Here is a 19,465-nt window from a genome sequence, read left to right as displayed (position 1 = left end):
GGGCTGGGCTGGGCTGGGCTGGGCTGGGCTGGGCTGGGCTGAGCTGAGCTGAGCTGAGGGCTCGCGTTTTGGATGGCGCTTTCGTTTCGGGTGGGCGCTTGCGTTTCGGGCGGGCGGGCGCGGTGGTGGTGAGCGCGTTGTCAGGCGGTGTCGAGTTCGGCGATCGCGGCGCGGTGGTCGCTGCCGGGGGCGCGGACCACCCATGAACGTTCGGTGGCCATGCCGCGCTGCAGGATGTGGTCCGGCCGGATGAGAGGGATCCTGGACGGCCACGTGAAGCCGAAGCCTGAACCCGCCTCTTCCTGCGTGTCCTTCAGCGGCGCGAGCTCGCGGAACTCCCGGTCGGTGGTCGTCGTGTTCAGATCCCCGGCGAGCAGCAACCGCGGACTGTCATCGGCAGCCACGACCTTGGCGAGCGCGACGAGCGTCCGGTCCCGCGCGCTCGTCGCCGCCGGCCGGGCCGAGGCAAGGTGTGCGGCATAGATCCGCACGGGCCCGTCCGCAGTCGGCACCGTGACCCGCAACGCCCGCGTCCACCCGATCCCGATGTCGACGGGCGCGGCATCGGACAGCGGCACCTTGCTCCACACGCCGACCGTGCCGGACACGGTGTAATGAGGCCACACATGCTTGAGCGCCTTCGTAGCCGCAAGCTCGTTGACCCCGGTCAGCTCCTGCAGCACGAGGACGTCAGGATCCGTCGCCGTAACGGCCAGCAGAGTCTCCTCCGGCTCGACGTTACCCGCCCCGAGGTTCAGCGTCGCGACACGCAGATCGTGGTGATCGGCCCCCGACCTTGGCAGGAGCACCGGCCCGAACATGACCACCCACACCACACAAGGAACGAGGCACACCGCGAGCGTCCGCACCGACCTCCGAACCGCCGACACCGCGATCAGCACCGGAACCGCCACCCCGACCCACGGAAGTCCACTGTCGATGGCCGTACCCAGCCACCCCGGCACCAGCCGGTGCAGCCACAGCACACCGGCCACCCCGACAGCCAGCACAGCGGTAAGTGCACTTCCCGTTCGCCACCGCCGCTCCTTCACCACGAAAGCCTAACGAACCCCCTGTGCGCCTCGCCCGGGCCGCCTCGCCCGGGCCGCCTCGCCCGGGCCGCTTCACCCGGGCCGCTTCACCCAGGCCGCGCCGCACGCCCGGGCTTCTCACCCTGACAGCGCCGCACGCCCGGGCGCCTCACCCTGACAGCGCCGCATATCCGGGCCGCCTCGCCCTGGGGCGGCCTCATCCCGCTTGGTCATGTCGTGCGCCCGTGTCGCACCCGCGCTATGGCCAGAGTTCCTCCCGGGTCCACAGGTTGTTGCCGGTCGCGGTGTAGCGCAGGCGGGTGTGTTTGCGGGCCTTGTCGCCCTGCCAGAACTCGACCGTCTTCGCGTCGAGTGTGAAGAGGGTCCACTCCGGCACCACGTAGCCGGGTGTCGCCTCGATGGTGGCGAGTGCCTGTTTGGTCGCTGTCTCCAGGTCGTTACGGTCGGGGAGGGTCTGGCTCTGCTTGCCGAGGGAGGCCTCTGCCCGGGAACCCGCCGGCCGGGCCAGAAAATCGGCGGCGCTGTGCTCGGCCGGTTCGGGGGTGACCGGACCTCGTACCCGGATCTGGCGGGCCTGCAGCGGCCAGTAGAAGGTCAGCGCCGCCGTGGGGGTCGCGGCCAGGTCGCGGCCCTTGGGGCTGTCCGCGTGGGCGGCGAACTGCCAGCCCCGCGCGTCGAGGTTCTTCAGGATCAGCATCCGGGCGTCCGGTATGCCGTGCGAACCGATGGTCGACACGGTCATCGCGTGGGGCTCCCGGACCCCGGCGTCCAGCGCTGCCGCGAGCCACTCGACGAACAGTTCGCCGGGGCGCTCGGGCGCGCTGTCCACCTCGAACGAAGGGAGATCTCCACCGAAGACCGGGATGCCTCGTAGCAACTGTCTGATGTCTTTCACGGTGTCCTCGCTTGTTGTCACAGGAGCCCGGTCAGGGGCAGCAGGTCGGCAGGTGCGCCGGTCGTCCAGCCGTACTCGAGGATGGCGAGAGCGTCAGCCGCAGCGGCACCGGCAAGACTGGCCGGGCGTGCGCCGGGCACCACGATGACGCGGTCACCTTCTGCCACGACCGGGACGAGCCGTGTCACGCCGGGTGTCATCGGGACGTCACCGATCACGGGCAGCCGGAGAAGGGTGGAACCCCGGTTGCCCAGCACCGGATCTGAGGCGTCGGCGTGACCGGTGGTGGCCGGCCGGGTGGGTGAGCCCGCGTGCTCGATGGCGCAGCCGGTCATCGCGCGTAACAGCGGACGGAGCAGGGTCATGGCGGCGACCAGGCCCGCGAACGGGTTGCCCGGGAGCCCGACCAGCCATCGCCCGCCGGGCAGCGATGCGAGGACCTGCGGGTGCCCGGGGCGGCATGCCACCTGGTCGACCAGCAGACGTGCACCGATCTTGTCGAGGACCGGGCGCAGGTGATCTGCCCGGCCCGCCGAGGACGAGCCGCTGACCGCTATGACCTCGGCGTCCGCGGCCAGGAGCGACTCGGCGAGCAGGGCGGGATCGTCGCGCAGGATCCGGTGGTCGGTGACGTCTCCGCCCATCGCGGCGACGAGGGCCGTGACCATCGGGCCGAACACGTCCCGCACCTCGCCGGCGCCCGGAACGCCTGCCGGAACCACCTCATCGCCCGTGACGAGTAACCGCACCCGGGGCTTCCGGTAGACCGGGACCGTGTCGGCGCCACCCTGGGCGAGAAGGCCACAGGCCGCCGGCGTCAGGAGCCTTCCGGCCGGGACGAGCGGGTCGCCCAGCCGGGAATCCTCGCCGGCGCGCCGGATGTGCGTGCGTGTGCTGACCTGCCCCGACACTGTCCGGTGCGCGGCTCCGTCGACGATGCTCTGCTCGTAAGGGATCACCGCGTCGGCTCCTGCCGGCACGGCTGCTCCGGTCATGATCTCCACGCAGTGCCCGTGGACCAGGTCGGGGGCCCATGCTTCTCCACCGGCCATGACCCTGCCGTCGACGCTCCACGGGCCGGGGCCGGCAACCGCGTACCCGTCCATGGCTGCCGTGTCGAATCCAGGCAGGTCCATGCGCGCGGTGATGGCCGCTGCAGTCACCCGGCCTGCCGCATCACGGAGCGCGACGGTCTCAGGAGGCAGTGGGGCCGCGGCTGCGAAGGCGATCGAGACGGCCTCACGCCAGGGGGTTCCGGATACACGGTTGGCAGACATCTCCGCGAGTGTCACATCCATGCGGCGCTGCCGCCGAGCGGGCCTGCTCCCGCCGAGGCGCCCGAGCGCCCCCGAATGCCCCGCCGGTCTCACGAGCGTCCCCGCGCACGGGTGGTCCGTGACGTGGGACAGGACCCGCGTGCTCATGTCAGAACCCACCGGCGATCTCGCCTCAGAACCCACCGGCGATCTCATTTCAGCGCCCGCCGACGATGAGGCGCAGCGAACCGGTGAACTCCGGCTGGGTCCGCAGGTTTCCATGACGCGCGTCCCACGCCCCGGAGGCGAGATCTGCCCGGAGATCACCGACCGCGCGGGCGATCGCCGTTTCGTCGACAAATCCCCACGCGGACTGAGCGGCGCGGACCGCGGGGTCCAGGAGCTGCTCGGGGCGGCCGTAGTACGCCTCGGTGAACCCGTCCACGCAGTCGAGCGGTATGGGAACCTCGATGACGTCGGCGGGGCTCCCGATCGCGTCGGCGATGTCCGCGATCGCGGGATAGCGGCCGCGCTCCACCGCGATCAGCTCGGGTGCGTACTCCGCGAGCCAGAAACGGTCGAGGGCGTCGCCGTCGAAGGTCAGCACCACGACGCGGCCACGGGCAACCCGGCGTAGCTCGGCGAGGCCTCGGAGGGTGTCGGACCACTGATGCACGGTCACCGTCGCCATCGCGGCATCGAAGGAGTCGTCGTCGAACGGTAGTTGCTCTGCTGTCGCGTCCACGGCCGGTGCCGTGCCTGCCGGGCGTTGCGCACGCATCGTCGCTGACGGTTCGACGGCCAGCACGTAGCGGTCGCCGGGCTCGTAGGAGCCGGCCCCTGCGCCCACGTTGAGCACGGTGCGGGCGTCGCCCAGCGCGGTGTGGACCAGTGCGGCGACACGAGGGTCGGGCCGCCGCCTTGTGGCATATCCGTGGCCGCCGGTCTCGTAGTCGACATCGCCGCCGGGAACAGGCCTGCGAACGGGGGTATGGGTGCTGGTCACTTGGTCTCCTTGCGTCGGACGAGCCAGCGCATCACCTCGAGGGCGTGCGATGCCGGCTCCGCGATCGGGTGGAAGACGTGCTCGATGACGTCGTCGAGCACGATCAGGGTGAGGCGCAGGTAGAGCGTCATGTCTCCGGCGGTGAAGGTGGGCAACCCGATGGCGGCGGCCAGGCTCAGGCGAGGGTCCGGCACCAGTGGATACGGCAGGCGCAGCCGATGCACCAGCTCACGCTGATAGCCGGTCGACTGTGCGGACAGTCCGTAGACCCGGGCGGCGCCTGCCCGGAGCAGCTCGCTGTGGTGATCGCGGAACCAGGAAGCCTGCTCGGTGCTGCCCTGAGCACCCGGGATCTCACTCAGGCCGTTCGGCAGGTCGACGCCGGGCCGTCCGGTCAGCGGGTAGATGAAGATGACGGTGCGGCCACTACCCAGCGCGCCGAGATCCAGTGGCCGGCCGTCACTGCCGTAGAAGTGCAGCGACGGCATGCGGGTGCCGACGAGCTGCCCCGGGTCGCTGACGCCCGCGTCGCCGAGTTTGACGACCTGACTGGCAGCGGCGTCCAGGCGGGCGTCGAGCGCATCCCGCTGGGCGGTGAGGGTCCCGATCCGCTTCTGCAGCTCGGTGATCGCGCTGCGGTAGGTGGCCAGAGCCGCCGGGCACACGTCGGGCTCGGTGTTGCCGTCGGCCAGCGACTCCACGAACGGACGTGTCTCCTCGACGCTGAGACCGAGTGCTGTCAGCTCCCGGATCTGAGCGACCATCCGCTCGGCGATCGGTTCGTACTCCCGGTAGCCGTTGTGCAGCCGCCGGGGCACGACCAGGCCCGCCGCCTCGTAATAACGCAATGCGCGCACGGTCGTCCCGGTCCGTCGCGCCAGCTCTCCCACCCGCATGCCGACGACCATAAACCCGCACCTCAGGGTACGGGTCAAGGTGACGAGGCTCGCCTGTGGACAACGTTTTTTCGATCTCCGCCCGGTGCAAGACTTCCGCCATCGAAGTCGGAACCGGATACAGGAGCCAGCAATGATCACGATCGGGCGGCCGGAACGGGCACGGGCAGGCCAGGAACTTTCAGGCGACACCCTGGCGACGCTTGGCGGAACAGTCCGCGAGGTCGTGGCCGCCACCGCCGGATACAGGCGAGAATCCCCCGGTGCATCGGGCCAACGACTATTACGGCCATTCCGCCGTCCTGGCACGCTACTGCGGCGTGCCGGGCGAGCCGCCTCCCCGGATCCATGGCTACCTGCAGCACGGCTGGAACATCGGGGACGGGATGGCGGCCGACCACGAGTATGTCGCGGGGGTCCCGCTGTTCCTGTGGTCCGAGCGGGTCCGTCGCCGGGCCTGGTCCATGGGCCGGCGCGAGACCTACGTGGTGGGGGCGCCCTGGGCCTACCTGCTCCGGCTCCGGCCCGAGCCGCCGGCGGCCCCGGCGCGGGAGGGCACCATCTGGTATCCGTTTCACGGCTGGGAAGGCCAGCACGTGCGCGGCGATCATGCCCGGCTGATCGACCGGATCAAGCACACCGAGCCCGGTCCGGTCACGGTCTGCCTCTACTGGCAGGAGTTCTTTACGGCGGACGTGCGTCGGCGCTACGAACGCGCCGGTTTCCGGGTGATCTGTCACGGTTACCGTGGGAACGCGCACCAGGCGGGGGACCCGGATTTCCTCGACCGTCAGCTCACCGAGCTGCGGCAGCACCGGCGCGTTGCGTCCAACCGGCTCAGCAGCGCCGTCTGGTACGGGATTCTTGCGGGCTGTGAACCGGCCGTTTACGGCGATCCGATGGTTCTTGAGAACGAGGACCCTACGCACGGGGGACAGGCCAGGATCCGCCGGCAGTGGTCCGGGTTGCACGGCGAGCAGATCGACGTCGCAATTGCCTACACCGCCGCGGTGAACGAGCTCGGCGCCGATCGCATGGCGCCCCCGGCTGAGCTGCGGCAGCTGTTCCGGTGGACGCGGGCGGCGGCCAGGGCGAAGGAACACGCGCTGTGACCGGCAGAGCAATGCAACGAACATCGCAGGCAGACGACGACAAGGAGACATCAGTGGAGACCGCAGGCGTCCGGTTCGTCGGCGACGAGATGCTGGTCTGGTCGGACCTCGACGGCGCCCACGGGCCAGGCCCGGCCCGTGGCGCGGTGCTGGCGCCGTTCCTGGCCGCAGCCAGGGGTCGCACCCTGGTCGCCGGCCCGCACGCGGCTGAGCTTCTTGATGCCTTGCCGGAGGTGACGGTGCTGGTCCGAGGCGTGAAGGACGCCGAGCTTCTGGCAGGAAGGGAAGGCCGCACGGTGCTCTGCGGCAGCCCGGCGACGCTGAGCGCCGAGGGGACCTTCGACACGATCATCGCGCTCGCCGGGCTGGAGGTGCTGGATACCGCGGAGACCGACGGACTCACCTGGGCCGAGATACTCGCCATGCTCAAGAACGTGCTCGAACCCGGAGGTGTCCTCGTCGTCGGCGTCGAGAACCCATTGGGCGTGCACCGCCTGGCCGCGCCCCGCAGCCGCCGGACCGACGCCGAATGGACCCCGGTTCCTGACGAGACCCGTCCGGTGAACCCGGACGCCCTCCGGGCAGCAGCCGGGGCAGTGGGCCGCGTCTACTCCGTCTACCCCGGGCTGGAAGCGCCGGAGCTGATCCTCGACGGGAACGACCGGAGCGGCGTCGCTGAGTCGGCGCTGGCGCGGGCGTTCACGGGCACGGACGACATGACAGCCGACCCGGTGGAGCTGGCGATCGAGAGCCTGCGGTGCGGGGTCGGGCCGGTGCTCGCCCCGGGATGGATCGTGGTGGCGGCCCGTGACGAGGAGTCTCTGCCCGATATCAAGGTCGGCCCGCAGCGGGCGGTCTCCGGGCCGACCCTTGAGCGGTGCCTCGTCCACGCGGCGGCCAGGCAGGACCTGCCGGTGCTGCGGGCGCTGCTCGCAGACTGGCAGAGTGGCGAGAACGCGGGAGTCCCGGCGGACCAGATCATCAGCGGGCTGGGTGGGGCGCTCTCACCGCTGGTGGAGCCGGGCGATCCCGGGCAAGCGCTGCGTGCTCTCGCCGTCCGGCTGCTCCGGGGCGGATTTCCCCACCCGTGGCCCGCGGTCACCGGGGTGGACGACCTGACGCGGACCCTCGCCGGGATGGCGGGACGCGACATTGACCCTGCGTCCGGCGCCGGATCTGCCCCCGGCGATATCGACCCGGCATCTGGTGCCGGATTCGCCCCCGGCGACACCTACCCGGCATCTGGTGCCGGATCCCTACCCGGCGGCCTGGACGCACCGGAGCCGCGCCGCCTGCCGTTCGCGGAGCTCGTGGCCTACCGGGAACGCCTCACCCGGGAGCTCTCCGAGGTGCGAGCTCAGGCGGCGTTCTTCGAGACCGAGCTGACCGCGCGGGAGGCTGACCTGCGAGGCGCTCAGCGCATGGTGGAACTGCTCAGCGGGAAAGGTCCGGCACGGGCGGGGCAGGCGTTCGTGGGTGGCGTCCGCGCCGCCCGGCGGGTGCTGCGCCGGCGTGGCTGATGATGTCGTCGTACAGGGTTTCGAGGCGCGCGGTCTGGGCGGCGAGGTCGAAATGGGCCTCGACATGGGCGCGAGCCTGCCGGCCCATCCGCGCCCGCAGCTCCTCGTCGGTCAGCAGGCTGCGCAGGTGGGCGGCGAGCGCGTTCCGGTCGCCTTCGGCGCTCAGCAGGCCGGTTACACCGTGCGATACGGCTTCGGGGATGCCGCTGTGGCGGGTCGACACCACGGGGACGCCGAGTGCCTGCGCCTCCAGGATCGTCGTCGGAAGCCCCTCGGCGTCACCGTCCGCCGCGGTGCGCGACGGCGAGGCGAAGATCCTGGCACCGGCCATGCTCAGGCATGCGGTCGCATGGTCCTGGGCGCCGGCGAACGTGACGTCGACGCCTGAAGCCTCCACCTGTGCACGCAGAGCCGCCTCGCACGGACCATCGCCCACGATCAGCAGGCGGGGCGCCAGATCCTTGAGGGTGGCCGTCGCCGCGATCAGGTCGTCGAGCCCCTTCTTCTCGACGAGGCGCCCGACGAAGACGATGTCCCAGCGTTTCGGCCCGGCCTCGGGCGAGGGAGGAATGGCGACGCCGGTGTGGTGCACACGTATCTTCGCCGGATCCGCACCCAGCTCGATCGCCCTCTCCCGGACCGGTCCCGAGACAGCGAGGACGGCCGCCGCGCGCCGCAGGACAGTCCGGAGGTTGCGGCGGTGCCGGATACCCTTCAACCCCTTCGCGTACGGCTGGCGTGTCACGTCGTGCCCGTGCAATGTGACGATCAACGGCACCCCCAGAGCAGCGGCCGTCGCGCTGATCAGCCACCCGTCACCGCCGAAATGGGCGTGGACGAGATCCGGGCCCAGGTCACGCAGTGCCCGGAGCAGCCGGGGAGACCGGCCGATCAGCCGCAGCCGCAGGAAGCCCGGCGGGAACACGATGACGTCGTCCTCCCGCGCGAGCACGGAGGAGACGCGGAACGCGCCGAGGAAGCGGGACTCCCAGCGTGTGAGCGCCGCGGCCTGGGCGCGTACGAACGTCTCCGAGGCGGGCAGCATCGCGCTGCGCCAGACGACGACCCTGCTCATGCTCGGTTCTGCACCTTTCCGGTCACCGTCGGCCCAGCACCTTGTCCCGCAGCACGTGACGTACGTGCGGGGGGAGTGCCCAGATCTGCAGGTGGGTGAGGTAGTCGACGGCGCCGGGGCGGCCATGCCCCCTGGCTTCGGCGAGCAGTTCCCGGAAGACCGTCATGCTGCGGGTCGGCGCTGCCATCGAGCTCAGGACACTGAGCGTGAAGGCCGCGTAGGCCCGGGGCGTGAAGAGTTCCCTGCTGGCCCGCAACCAGGCGAGCTGGGATTCGTAGGGCATCTGCAGGCTGATGCGCTCGCGGTCCTCGTCCTGGTGCCAGATGACCAGTGCCTCGTCGGCCATGACCAGGCCCGTTCCGTCGGCGCGAATGGCCCGCAGCGTCCAGTCGAGCTCCTGCTGGCGGCGCAGCCCCACGGTGAAGGGCACCTCGCGCAGCAACTCCGTCGGCGCCAGGATGGTCGAGGTCTGGATGAAGCCCTCGCCGTGGAAGAGCCCCTTACGCACGGTGAAGTACTCGCTCAGGTGCTCGCCCTCGGCCGGCAGCCGGCGTGGCATGACGAACTCCGCCCGGGGTGTGCGGTTGAGCAGGCGCGTAGCCACGATCGGGCGCGGCACGTCGGCGTGGGTCGCGAGCGCGAGCTGGACGGCGAGTTTCTGCGGCAGCCACTCGTCGTCGTCGTCGAGCAACGCGACCCAGGGTGCACTGGCAGCCTGGACACCCATGTTCCGGGCGTTCGGCGCGCCCCCCTTCTCCGCCAGGGGGACCGCGCGGACGCGGGGGTCGCCGATCTCGGCGAGCGCTTTGGTGGTGACCTCATCAGGGCCGTCGATGACGACGACGACCTCAAGCTCCGGAACGGTCTGGGCGAGGACGCTGCGGACGGCACGGGTCAGCAGGTCCGGACGGTTGCGGGTCGGAATGACCACGCTCACCTCGGCGGGGGTGTCCATGACGCGGCAACGGTAGGGGCCGCCGGCGACCGTTCTCTGAACAGCAGGCGGCGGTTGGCATGCGCGACGATAAATGTAAGGTCGCTCGAATTCAGGAGGCTCGTGCGTGCCCCCGGTCTCGGCAAGGGCAGCGTCACGGTCCGCGCGGATCTGGTGTCGTCGTCGGCGGACGGGCCTACCTGCTCAGGGGGACGCCCCGGGAGGGAATTCCGGCGAACTCGTGGATTTCGATCACTATCGGGTTTCCCGCACCGGTTTCACGGGCAAGGCGGCTCCGTGAAAGATCGGTTCCAGCTGCGCGAGCGGCTCGGCGTCGGCGGCACCGCCGTCGTCTGGCGCGCCTACGACGAAATTCTGGCGCGTGACGTAGCGGTAAAGGTGCTCTCCGCTGTCGCTGCCCCCGACCCGGCGCATCTCGAACGGATCCGCCTCGAGGCCCGGGCGGCGGCCGGGTTGCAGCATCCGCACATCGTGGAGATATACGACTACGGCGAGGTGCCGGGGCTGCCCGGTGAGCTACCGGTTCCGTACGTCGTGATGGAGCTGGTGGAGGGCCGGACCCTCACCGAGGTCCTCGCGGACGGACCCCTGCCCTGGAACGCGGCAGTGCTGATCGGTGCCCAGGTCGCTGCGGCCCTCGCCGCCGCGCACGCCAGCAACGTCGTCCATCGTGACGTCAAGCCCGGCAACATCATGGTGACCAGCGACGGCATCAAACTCGTCGATTTCGGAATCTCCGCCGCGGTCGGCTCAGCGGACGAGACCGGGGGCGAGCTCCTGGGCACACCGGCCTACCTGGCCCCCGAGCGGCTCGACGGCGGCCCGGTACGCCCCGCCACAGATGTGTACGGGCTCGGACTGCTGCTCTACCGCGCCCTCGCCGGACGTATGCCGTGGCAGGCCACAACCGTGACCGAGATGGTCAGGGCCCACCTCAACGCAGAGCCCGCACCCCTCCCCGCGATCAGTGGCCTTCCCCGGGTTGTCACCGATGTGCTGCGCCGCTGTCTCGCCAAGCTTCCCGACGACCGGCCCACGGCTGACGAGGTCGCACAGGTTCTGGGCGAAGCATGTGGTCTTCTGCCGCGGGTCCCACGCCAGCCTCCCCGGGGCTCGCGCAAGGGCTCGCCGCCCCGCTTCCGCCGGTGGAAGTCTCAGGACGCCTCCGCTGCGGTCGCGATGCCCCGGAGCACGTACGCGATGCATGCCAGATCCACCACCCAGGCGGTCTCCGTGGAGGCCACCGGCGGCGCCGGATCGACGACCACGGTCATGCCCGTTGCAGCCGCTGCATGCGCGCCATCACAGAGGGGGCATCTCGACGAGCTGGATGGCACTCGCGTTCTGAGGGAGCCGGACGGTTCGGGTCCGCACCGGACGCGCGTGTTGCCCGATGCTGAGGCATCCGGTTCGTATGGGACGCATGCGCTGATAGAAGCTGGCCAGCAGAAGCTTTCCGCGATTCCGGCGAAAGCGGCATCCGTTGACCGCGGCGGGCCGGGCGGCCCAGGTCGACACGGTGGGTCGGGCTGGAGACGCGGGTTGGGTGGGCACGCCGGCCCGGGTGGGCACGCCGGCCCGGGTGGGCACGCCGGCCCGGGTGGGCACGCCGGCCGCGGCGGCCTGCGACAGCACGTCGGCTTGGGCGGGCGCGGCGGCCTGCGACAGCACGCCGGCCTGGGTGGGCGCGGCGGCTCGGGACAGCATGTCGGCCTGGGTGGGCATGGCGGCTCGGACGAGCGTGGCGGGGGCCGGTTGCGGGCGGGTTCGGTTCGGCGGGTGGCTGTGGGTGCGGCTGCTGCGAGTTTGGCGCTGGCTGCGGCGCTTTTGTTTGTGCCGTTGGCGAGTTCTGCGGCGGTGGGTGGGGGTGGCCAGGGTGGAACGGTGGGCGAGCTCGGGTCGGTAGGTCGTGCCGGGCGGGTGGACGGGGCGGGCGACGCCAGCTCATGGGTCCAGGAGCCTCGGTCGGCTGCTTGAACAAAATTGGCCGGCCTTCGGTCGGTTGGTTGAACGAATGTGGCCGGCCCTCGGGTCGGTTGCTTGAACGGATTTGGCTGGGACCCGGTCGGCTGCTTTGAACGGATTTGGCCGGCCCCGGTTGGCTGCTTGAACGGATCTGGCCGGCCCGGGTCCGTTGCTTGAACGAATGTGGCCGGCCCCGGTCGGCTGCGCCATGGTGCCCGACGGCGAGATCACCACGGAGGCGTTTGACGCCGACCCGATCCGCTGCTTGAACGAATGTGGCCGGGTGGAGGCGGCGGGGTGGGGGTGCCTCGGGGCTGCTCGTGGGGACTTTTGTTGGGGGTTGCGGAAAGTTCCTTCTCGCGATGGGGAAAGTTTCTATCGATCGAGGGTTTTCTTTTTCCTGGGGGCTGGGTTAGCGTCGCTTCACGTAACACAGGGGACACAAAGTGTTACGTGACTGTGGACCCCGGGAGGATGCTGTATGCGTACCGGAATCTGGTTCATCGGGGCTCGGGGGTCTGTTGCCGTTACCGCGACGGTGGGGGCGGCGGCGTTGCGGGCTCGGTTGGCGGAGCCGGCTGGGTGTGTCACCGAGCTTCCTCAGATGCGGGGGCCCGCGTTCTCCGGGTGGTCCGACGTTGTTATCGGCGGGCATGATGTGGTCACGTTGCCGCTGGTCAAGAAGGCTGACGCGCTTGCCGCCGCCGGGGTGGTGCCCGGACGACTCGTTGCGGCGCTGGGTGGGGAGCTGGCCGGGATCGAGCGGGAGCTGCGGCCGCTTCCGGGTGGTGCCAGTCAGGCTGACGTCGCAGCGCTGATCGGTGCTGATCTGCGGAGCTTTCGTGAACGGCACTCACTCGACCGTGTGGTGGTGGTTGATGTCGCCACGACGGAGCCGATCCTTGAACCGCACCCCGCGCACGCCACGCTCGAGGCGCTGGAAGCGGCTCTGAGCGGCTCGGAGTGCGTGATCCCGGCGAGTGCGCTGGCTGCGTACGCTGCGTTTCGGGCCGGTTGTTCCTTTGTGGACTTTACGCCGTCGACCGGGGCGCGGATACCGGCGCTGGACGAGTTGGCGCGGCGGGAAGGGATTCCCTATGCGGGTAATGACGGGAAGACCGGGGAGACGCTGGTCAAGTCCGTGCTCGCGCCGATGTTCGCGCTGCGGCATCTGCGGGTGACGAGCTGGTCGGGGATCAACCTGCTCGGCGGGGGCGACGGGGCGAACCTTGCCGATCCGGCTGCGAACGCGGCGAAGGTGGCCAGCAAGCAGCGGGTGCTCGGGGACGCGCTCGGGTACGAACCCGAGGGGACCAGCCGGATCGACTACGTCGCGGAGATCGGGGACTTCAAGACGGCGTGGGATCTGGTGACCTTTTCCGGGTTCCTGGGCACCGCGATGCGGATGGAGTTCACCTGGCACGGATGTGACTCCGCCCTGGCAGCCCCGCTCGTGCTCGACCTGGCCCGGCTCACCGCCGCCGCCCATCACGCCGGGCGCGCAGGGGCGCTGCCGGAACTTGGGTTCTTCTTCAAGGACCCGCTCGGTGACGGGCCGTCCGCCCTCTCCGACCAGTACGCCGCCCTCGCGACGTTCGTAGCGGCCCTCCACGAAGCGGCCGTGAGTAAGACGGCCGCGCCCGAAGCCGCTGTGAGCGAGCCGGCCCCGCATAAAGCTGCGATAAGCGAGGCGGCCCTGCACGGAGCAGCCGTGAGTAAGCCGGCTCCACATGAAGCGCGGGTGAGTAAGGCAGCGCCGCATGGAACGGCGGTGAGCGAGGCGGCTCCACATGAAGCGGCCAGAGCCAGAGCGGGTGAGCGGGAGGTAGTCCGGGGCCAGGGTCGGCTGAGTGATTCCGGGCCGCGCGAATGAGTGCCGTGAAGGCGCGATTGCGGGCGCTGGCTGAGTTGGTTCGGGCGCCGGCGGCGTTGTCGGTGCCGGGGGATGTGGTGGCTGGGGCGGCGGCGGCTGGGGTGGTGGGGCGGGGTAGTGCTGGGCTTGCTTCTGCTTCCGTTCTTCTTTACTGGGCCGGGATGGCGGCGAACGACTGGGCGGACCGGGAGCTTGACGCCGTGGAACGTCCCGAGCGGCCGATTCCCTCCGGGCGGATCTCTTCGAGTGCGGCGCTGGGGGTTGCCGTGGGGCTCACCGTGGCTGGGCTGGCAGTTGCGGGACGGGCCGGGGGTGGGCGCGCACTGTCGGTCGCGGGGCCGCTTGCTGCCGCGGTCTGGGCCTATGACCTGCGGTTGAAGAATACCGCGGCCGGGCCGGTGGGCATGGCCGCGTGCCGCGCACTCGATGTGCTGCTCGGGGCGAGCCCCGGTCGCACCGTACGCGCATTGCCCGCCGCCGCAGCGATAGCAGTCCATACGTACACCGTTACGAGCTTGTCCCGCCGTGAGGTGTCGGGGAGCGTTCCGGCCGCCCTGCCCGCGGCGACGCTCGCCACCACGGCGGGGATCACGGTTGCGGCGACGGCCAGGGGTGGCGCTGTGACAGCGATGCTGGCGGGGGAGTACGCCACCACCTACGGTCGCGCTCAGCTCCGGCTCTTCACCGATCCGTCCGCGCCCCGGGTCCGGGCGGCTGTCGGGGCGGGCATCACCGCGTTGCCCGCGCTCCAGGGAGCCCTGATCGCCCGCTCGGGCCGGACCTTCACCGCCCTTGCCGTAGCCGCCGCAGCCCCCGCCGGCCGGCTCCTCGCCCGCAAGATCTCCCCGACATGACCGCGGGTGGAGAAGGGCCGGCCGCAGTCGTCCGGGAGAGTGGAGTGGCGCCTGGGGAGGGCGGCGGGCTGCGGTTCGGGTACGGGACGAATGGGTTCGCCAATCATCGGCTGCGGGATGCGCTGGCGGTGATCGCTGACCTCGGGTACGCGGGAGTGGCGGTGACGCTTGACCACGATCATCTGGATCCGTACCGGGCGGGGCTGGGCCGGGAGGTCGCTCAGGTCGCCGATTTCCTGCGGGAGCGGGAGCTCGGCGTCGTCATCGAGACGGGGGCCCGGTTCCTGCTGGATCCCTGGCGTAAGCATGCACCGACTCTCCTGCACGACGATCGTGAGCACCGGCTGGAGTTTCTGCGGCGGGCGGTGGCGATCGGGGCGGATCTGGGTGCCGAGGCTGTTTCGTTCTGGTCCGGGATTGTGCCGGGCGGGGTTGATGAGCGTACGGCGTGGGAGCGGCTGGTCGACGGATGTGCGGAGATCACGGCGGTTGCGGGCGCTGCCGGCGTACCTGTGGGGTTTGAGCCTGAGCCGGGGATGCTCGTTGCGGATCTGGCGGGGTGGCGCAGGTTGCGGGAGGCGATGGGGGCGCCGGACGGATTCGGGTTGACGCTGGATATCGGGCATTGCCGGGCGAACGAGCCGGAGCCGGTGGCCGATTGTGTCGCTGCTGCCGCGCCTTATCTGGTCAACGTGCAGATTGACGATATGCGGCGCGGGGTGCACGAGCATCTGGAGTTCGGGACCGGTGAGATCGAGTTCCCGCCGGTGCTGCGGGCGTTGCGCGACGGCGGTTATCGGGGGCTGGTCGCGGTGGAGTTGCCGCGGCATTCCCACGCTGCTCCGACGATTGCCCGCGATTCGCTGGCATTTCTGCGCGGCGCCGAGAAGGAGGGCTGGTGATGACTCCCGAAACGCTGCGGACTCTGCTCGGGGGCGTGCCGGAGAACGGCTGGTTCGCCGAGGCCGAGGCCAGGGTGCGCGCCGATCCGGATGCCATCGGACAGCTTTTCGCCCGGGCCGGGCGGATGCTCGGGCGCCGGCCGTTGCCGGATCATCCGTCGTGGACCGCGGGCCAGGCCGGCCGGGTTCTCCTGCTGCTGGCATTGACAGGTGAGCCGCTGGAAGGCCGGGCGCCTGAGGGGGCGGCGTCGACGGTGACCGTGCGGGGGCGGGTTGCTGAGCTCTATTGGCGGGGCGACCCCGCTGAACGGCTGGCGGTGCTGCACGCGCTGGAGCATCTGGGCCTCGGGGAAGCGGGCGTTCCGCTCATCGAGGACGCCCTGCGGACCAACGACAAACGCCTTGTCGCCGCTGCTCTCGGGCCTTGTGCCGCTCTTCTTGACGATGCGGTGTGGCGGCAGGGAGTGGTGAAGTGCGTGTTCATGGAAGTGCCGCTGAGCGTTGTCGACCGGCTCGGGGAACGGGCCGACCAACCGCTCGCGGAGATGCTCGGCGGTCTGGCCAGGGAGCGGGCCGCGGCGGGGCGGCGGATGCCGGGTGACGCACTTGCCCTGCTCAATCGCCAGTCGCTGGCAAAGGGATGGAAGGCCAAGGAGGGCTGATGCGCGTTTTTGATCCGCACATCCACATGACCTCTCGTACGACCGATGATTATCGGCGGATGGCGGCTGCCGGGGTGCGCTCGGTGGTGGAGCCGGCGTTCTGGCTCGGGCAGCCGCGGACGAATCCCGGGTCGTTCGGTGACTATTTCGATTCGCTGCTGGGGTGGGAGCCGTACCGGGCTTCGCAGTACGGGGTGCGGCATCATGCGACGCTCGCGCTGAATCCCAAGGAGGCCAACGATCCGCGCTGCAAGGGTGTGCTGGATCTGCTTCCGCGCTACCTGGAGAAGGACGGGGTCGTCGCGGTCGGGGAGATCGGGTACGACTCGATGACACCCGCGGAGGACGAGGCTTTCGCCGCGCAGCTGGACCTGGCGCGGGAGTTCGGGTTGCCGGCGCTGGTCCACACGCCGCACCGGGACAAGGCTGCGGGGACGCGGCGGACGCTCGATGTGGTTGCGGCGTCGGGGATCGAGCCCGGACGGGTTGCCGTCGATCATCTCAACGAGGTGACCGTGGCGGTGGTGAAGGACAGCGGGTGCTGGACGGGGTTCTCCATCTATCCGGAGACGAAGATGTCGCCGCCGAGAATGGTGGCGATTCTTCAGGAGTACGGCATCGAGCGGGTGCTGGTGAATTCCGCGGCGGACTGGGGGCATTCCGATCCGTTGCTGACCGTGGCGACCGGGGAGGCGATGCTCGATGCCGGGTTCAGCGCCGATGACGTCGACAAGGTGTTGTGGCGCAATCCGATCGAGTTCTACGCACAGTCGGGGCGCCTTGATCTGTCCGAGTTGCCGGAGCCGGAGGCCACGTTCGCGGGGAGTTCGGTCAAGCGGGGTGGTAGCTGATGCGGTTGCGGCATCCGGATGGTCAGGTCGTGCATCTTTCCTACTGCACGAACGTGCATGCCGCCGAGGATCTGGCGGGCATTCTCGAGCAGCTCGACACGTACGCCGTACCGATCAGGGAACGTCTCGGGGCCGATGTTCTGGGTCTGGGATTGTGGCTGGCCGCTCCGGTCGCCGCGGGGCTCGCCTCGGACGGGGCCGCGCGGCAGCGGTTGCGCAGTGCGCTGACGGCGCGGGGGCTCGAGGTGGTGACCCTGAACGGGTTCCCCTATCAGTCCTTCCAGGCGCCCGTGGTGAAGTACGCGGTGTACCAGCCGGATTGGACGACGCCGCAGCGGTTGGCGTACACGATGGATCTGGCTAAGATTTTGACTGATCTGTTGCCTGCGGATGCCGTGCGGGGATCGGTGTCGACCCTGCCGCTGGCCTGGCGTGATCCGTGGGACGCGGCGCGGGCGTCGGCGTGCCGTCGGGCTCTCGACGAGCTGGCCCGGCAGTTGCACCAGCTGCCGCGGCCGGTGCGGGTGGCGTTCGAGCCGGAGCCGGGATGCATCGTCGAGACGACCGCGGAGGCCGTCGCGCTGCTCGGTGAGGCCGACACCGACGTGCTGGGCGTGTGCCTCGACCTGGCCCATCTCGCCTGCGCGTGGGAGGAGCCCGCCGAGGCGGTGGGCCGGTTGCGCGAGGCCGGCATCCCGATCGTGAAGACCCAGATCTCCGCGGCGCTGGTGAGCGAGGATCCGCACCGCGACGCGGTGGTGCTGAGCCAATACGCCGAGCGCCGGTTCCTGCATCAGACCCGGGGGCCGCACGGCCTGTCGGCCGACGATCTGGACGAAGCCTTGTGTACGCCCGGAGCGGACGAACAGCCGTGGCGAATCCATTACCACGTGCCGCTGCACCAGCCACCCGTTCCCCCGCTGCGCACCACCGTCGGGGTCCTGGCCGACGCGTTACGGGAAATCGCCGGCGGTGACACGGCGCTGTGCGACCACTTCGACGTGGAGACGTACACGTGGAATGTCCTGCCGCCCGCCTCGCGGCCGGACGGACCCGCTGAGCTTGCCAACGGGATCGCGTCCGAGCTGTTCTTCGCCCGCGCGCAGCTCACCGCGCTGGGTCTCGCCGTCACGCAGGGGGTGCCGTCATGAAGCCGGTGGTGGTGCTCGACGTCGTCGGCCTGACGCCGCGGCTGCTGCAGCACATGCCGCGGTTGTCGCGTCTCGGCGGGTTCCGGGCCTCGCTGGGCACGGTGCTGCCCGCGGTGACGTGCTCGGTGCAGTCCACGTTCCTGACCGGGGTGCTGCCCGCCGAGCACGGGATCGTCGGCAACGGCTGGTATTTCCGCGAGCTGGGGGAGGTCTTTCTCTGGCGCCAGCACAACGCGCTGGTCGGCGGGGAGAAACTGTGGGATGCGGCCCGGGCGGTCCGGCCCGGCTACACGGTGGCCAACATCTGCTGGTGGTACGCCATGGGCGCGGCCGTCGACTGGACGGTCACCCCACGGCCGATCTACCACGCGGACGGGCGCAAGGACCCGGACTGCTACACGTACCCACCGTCTCTGCATGATGAACTGGTCTCCCGGCTCGGGCCGTTCCCGCTGTTCAGTTACTGGGGCGCGAACGCGGGGATGCCGTCCTCGGAGTGGATCTGCCGGGCAGCCGTGCAGATCATGCAGGACCACAACCCCGATCTCACCCTCGTGTACGTTCCCCACCTCGACTACGACCTGCAGCGCCACGGCCCGTCAGGTCCCGAGGCCGTGGCGGCCGCCACGGCGCTGGACGTTGTCCTCGCTCCGGTGCTGGACGCGGCCGCCGCTCGTGACGCGACCGTTGTCGTTCTGTCGGAGTACGGGATCACGGATGTCAGCCGGCCGGTGGACATCAACCGTGCCCTGCGGCGGTCGGGTCATCTGGAGGTCTACACGCAGGCGGGGATGGAGTACCTCGATCCGTGGGTCTCGCGGGCGTTCGCCGTGGCTGATCACCAGATTGCACACGTCTACGTTCGCGATAAAACGGATATTCCGGAAATCGCCAAACTGTGCGCTGACCTGCCCGGCGTGGAATCCGTCCTGGACAAGTCGGACCAGGGCGGGCTCGGCCATGAGCGGTCGGGGGACCTCGTCCTGATCGCCGAGCCGGACGCCTGGTTCACGTACTACTACTGGCTCGACGACGCTCGCGCACCCGACTTCGCGCGCCTTGTGGAGATCCACCGCAAACCGGGCTACGACCCCGCGGAACTCTTCTTCGACCCGGCCGGGCCCGGCGCGGCCAAGGGGCGTGCCGGTCTCGCCCTGCTCCGCAAGAAGATCGGCCTGCGCTACACGATGAACGTCGTCGGCCTCGACGCCGGTGCCGCAGCGGTCCGTGGCTCGCACGGCCGCCTCCCGGCCGACCCCCTCGACGCACCCGTCCTGCTCTGCACCGACGCGGCCGCCGCCCGCGACTCGTTCGCTGCGACCGACGTGAAAGACCTGCTCCTGCGGCTGGCGGACCTCGCATGACCGATTGCACCGAGCTACGCCGCCCGTCAGCGGCGGACGGCCGTGAGGGTGAGGGCCATGAGGGCATGCGTAAGGA

Annotated in this window: 17 protein-coding genes; 10 read left to right on the top strand and 7 right to left on the bottom strand. The window is 70.3% G+C overall.

All coding sequences use genetic code 11. The features are described from left to right. Window positions 1–140: 140 nt before the first annotated feature. The 5 genes from Ahu01nite_RS06130 to Ahu01nite_RS06110 form a co-directional block, all read right to left on the bottom strand. Window positions 141–1,010 carry an endonuclease/exonuclease/phosphatase family protein gene (locus Ahu01nite_RS06130; protein WP_203835392.1) on the bottom strand — a complete coding sequence of 290 codons (870 nt, stop codon included), beginning with the start codon at window positions 1,008–1,010 and terminating at the stop codon, window positions 141–143. A gap of 280 nt (window positions 1,011–1,290) precedes the next feature. Next, window positions 1,291–1,947 (bottom strand): pyridoxine/pyridoxamine 5'-phosphate oxidase, encoded by a 657-nt coding sequence (locus Ahu01nite_RS06125; RefSeq protein WP_239158651.1) that lies wholly within the window; start codon window positions 1,945–1,947, stop codon window positions 1,291–1,293. Window positions 1,948–1,964: 17 nt separating this feature from the next. Next, the gene (locus Ahu01nite_RS06120) at window positions 1,965–3,224 is read right to left on the bottom strand and encodes a molybdopterin molybdotransferase MoeA (protein ID WP_203835390.1); all 1,260 of its coding nucleotides are present in this window, start codon (window positions 3,222–3,224) and stop codon (window positions 1,965–1,967) included. Between the two features lie 196 nt (window positions 3,225–3,420). After that, the gene (locus tag Ahu01nite_RS06115) at window positions 3,421–4,209 is read right to left on the bottom strand and encodes a class I SAM-dependent methyltransferase (RefSeq protein WP_203835389.1); all 789 of its coding nucleotides are present in this window, start codon (window positions 4,207–4,209) and stop codon (window positions 3,421–3,423) included. Then, window positions 4,206–5,105: a MerR family transcriptional regulator gene (locus tag Ahu01nite_RS06110; RefSeq protein ID WP_203835388.1), complete on the bottom strand. Its 900-nt coding sequence runs from the start codon at window positions 5,103–5,105 to the stop codon at window positions 4,206–4,208. Before Ahu01nite_RS06110 ends, Ahu01nite_RS06115 begins: the two co-directional genes overlap by 4 nt. A gap of 263 nt (window positions 5,106–5,368) precedes the next feature. Between Ahu01nite_RS06110 and Ahu01nite_RS06105 the strand changes: the two genes are divergently transcribed. Continuing rightward, entirely contained in the window at window positions 5,369–6,217 is an 849-nt protein-coding gene (locus tag Ahu01nite_RS06105) for a hypothetical protein (RefSeq protein WP_203835387.1), read from the top strand. 53 nt (window positions 6,218–6,270) lie between these two features. Continuing rightward, a complete protein-coding gene (locus Ahu01nite_RS06100; RefSeq protein WP_203835386.1) occupies window positions 6,271–7,737 on the top strand; it encodes a class I SAM-dependent methyltransferase in 1,467 nt (488 codons plus the stop codon). Here Ahu01nite_RS06100 and Ahu01nite_RS06095 read toward each other — a convergent pair. Together Ahu01nite_RS06095 and Ahu01nite_RS06090 are read right to left on the bottom strand one after the other, a co-directional pair. Next, window positions 7,652–8,812 carry a glycosyltransferase gene (locus Ahu01nite_RS06095; RefSeq protein ID WP_239158650.1) on the bottom strand — a complete coding sequence of 387 codons (1,161 nt, stop codon included), beginning with the start codon at window positions 8,810–8,812 and terminating at the stop codon, window positions 7,652–7,654. The genes Ahu01nite_RS06100 and Ahu01nite_RS06095 overlap by 86 nt on opposite strands. Window positions 8,813–8,834: 22 nt before the next feature. Next, window positions 8,835–9,767: a glycosyltransferase family 2 protein gene (locus Ahu01nite_RS06090; RefSeq protein ID WP_203835384.1), complete on the bottom strand. Its 933-nt coding sequence runs from the start codon at window positions 9,765–9,767 to the stop codon at window positions 8,835–8,837. 276 nt (window positions 9,768–10,043) lie between these two features. Between Ahu01nite_RS06090 and Ahu01nite_RS50210 the strand changes: the two genes are divergently transcribed. From Ahu01nite_RS50210 to Ahu01nite_RS06050, 8 genes are all read left to right on the top strand, one after another. Beyond that, entirely contained in the window at window positions 10,044–11,744 is a 1,701-nt protein-coding gene (locus Ahu01nite_RS50210; RefSeq protein WP_239158649.1) for a serine/threonine-protein kinase, read from the top strand. Window positions 11,745–12,213: 469 nt separating this feature from the next. Then, window positions 12,214–13,605, top strand: a complete 1,392-nt coding sequence (locus Ahu01nite_RS06080) for an inositol-3-phosphate synthase (protein ID WP_203835383.1) — start codon at window positions 12,214–12,216, stop codon at window positions 13,603–13,605. 5 nt (window positions 13,606–13,610) lie between these two features. Beyond that, window positions 13,611–14,459: an SCO3242 family prenyltransferase gene (locus Ahu01nite_RS06075; RefSeq protein WP_239158648.1), complete on the top strand. Its 849-nt coding sequence runs from the start codon at window positions 13,611–13,613 to the stop codon at window positions 14,457–14,459. A gap of 44 nt (window positions 14,460–14,503) precedes the next feature. Then, window positions 14,504–15,361, top strand: coding sequence for a sugar phosphate isomerase/epimerase family protein (locus tag Ahu01nite_RS06070; RefSeq protein ID WP_239158647.1), 858 nt, complete (start codon window positions 14,504–14,506; stop codon window positions 15,359–15,361). Further along, entirely contained in the window at window positions 15,361–16,023 is a 663-nt protein-coding gene (locus Ahu01nite_RS06065; protein WP_203835419.1) for an EboA domain-containing protein, read from the top strand. The genes Ahu01nite_RS06070 and Ahu01nite_RS06065 overlap by 1 nt, the downstream gene beginning before the upstream one ends. After that, window positions 16,023–16,874: a TatD family hydrolase gene (locus Ahu01nite_RS06060; RefSeq protein WP_203835380.1), complete on the top strand. Its 852-nt coding sequence runs from the start codon at window positions 16,023–16,025 to the stop codon at window positions 16,872–16,874. Before Ahu01nite_RS06065 ends, Ahu01nite_RS06060 begins: the two co-directional genes overlap by 1 nt. Further along, on the top strand, window positions 16,874–18,025 hold the full coding sequence (gene eboE, locus Ahu01nite_RS06055) for a metabolite traffic protein EboE (RefSeq protein WP_203835379.1): 1,152 nt from the start codon (window positions 16,874–16,876) through the stop codon (window positions 18,023–18,025). The genes Ahu01nite_RS06060 and eboE overlap by 1 nt, the downstream gene beginning before the upstream one ends. Further along, window positions 18,022–19,389 carry an alkaline phosphatase family protein gene (locus tag Ahu01nite_RS06050; protein ID WP_203835378.1) on the top strand — a complete coding sequence of 456 codons (1,368 nt, stop codon included), beginning with the start codon at window positions 18,022–18,024 and terminating at the stop codon, window positions 19,387–19,389. Before eboE ends, Ahu01nite_RS06050 begins: the two co-directional genes overlap by 4 nt. The last annotated feature ends 76 nt before the right edge of the window (window positions 19,390–19,465 follow it).

The organism is Winogradskya humida (assembly GCF_016862215.1).
Classification (GTDB): domain Bacteria; phylum Actinomycetota; class Actinomycetes; order Mycobacteriales; family Micromonosporaceae; genus Actinoplanes; species Actinoplanes humidus.
The sequence above is the reverse complement of the archived record's forward strand: the minus strand, read 5'-3'. Positions and strand labels throughout refer to the sequence as shown.

Excerpts from the sequence above, each read along its gene's own strand:
- Ahu01nite_RS06065 (WP_203835419.1), top strand. The coding sequence starts at position 15,361 with ATGACTCCCGAAACGCTGCGGACTCTGCTCGGGGGCGTGCCGGAGAAC.
- Ahu01nite_RS06060 (WP_203835380.1), top strand. The coding sequence starts at position 16,023 with ATGCGCGTTTTTGATCCGCACATCCACATGACCTCTCGTACGACCGAT.
- Ahu01nite_RS06120 (WP_203835390.1), bottom strand. The coding sequence starts at position 3,224 with ATGTCTGCCAACCGTGTATCCGGAACCCCCTGGCGTGAGGCCGTCTCG.
- Ahu01nite_RS06080 (WP_203835383.1), top strand. The coding sequence starts at position 12,214 with ATGCGTACCGGAATCTGGTTCATCGGGGCTCGGGGGTCTGTTGCCGTT.
- eboE (WP_203835379.1), top strand. The coding sequence starts at position 16,874 with ATGCGGTTGCGGCATCCGGATGGTCAGGTCGTGCATCTTTCCTACTGC.
- Ahu01nite_RS06090 (WP_203835384.1), bottom strand. The coding sequence starts at position 9,767 with ATGGACACCCCCGCCGAGGTGAGCGTGGTCATTCCGACCCGCAACCGT.
- Ahu01nite_RS06095 (WP_239158650.1), bottom strand. The coding sequence starts at position 8,812 with ATGAGCAGGGTCGTCGTCTGGCGCAGCGCGATGCTGCCCGCCTCGGAG.
- Ahu01nite_RS06110 (WP_203835388.1), bottom strand. The coding sequence starts at position 5,105 with ATGCGGGTGGGAGAGCTGGCGCGACGGACCGGGACGACCGTGCGCGCA.
- Ahu01nite_RS06050 (WP_203835378.1), top strand. The coding sequence starts at position 18,022 with ATGAAGCCGGTGGTGGTGCTCGACGTCGTCGGCCTGACGCCGCGGCTG.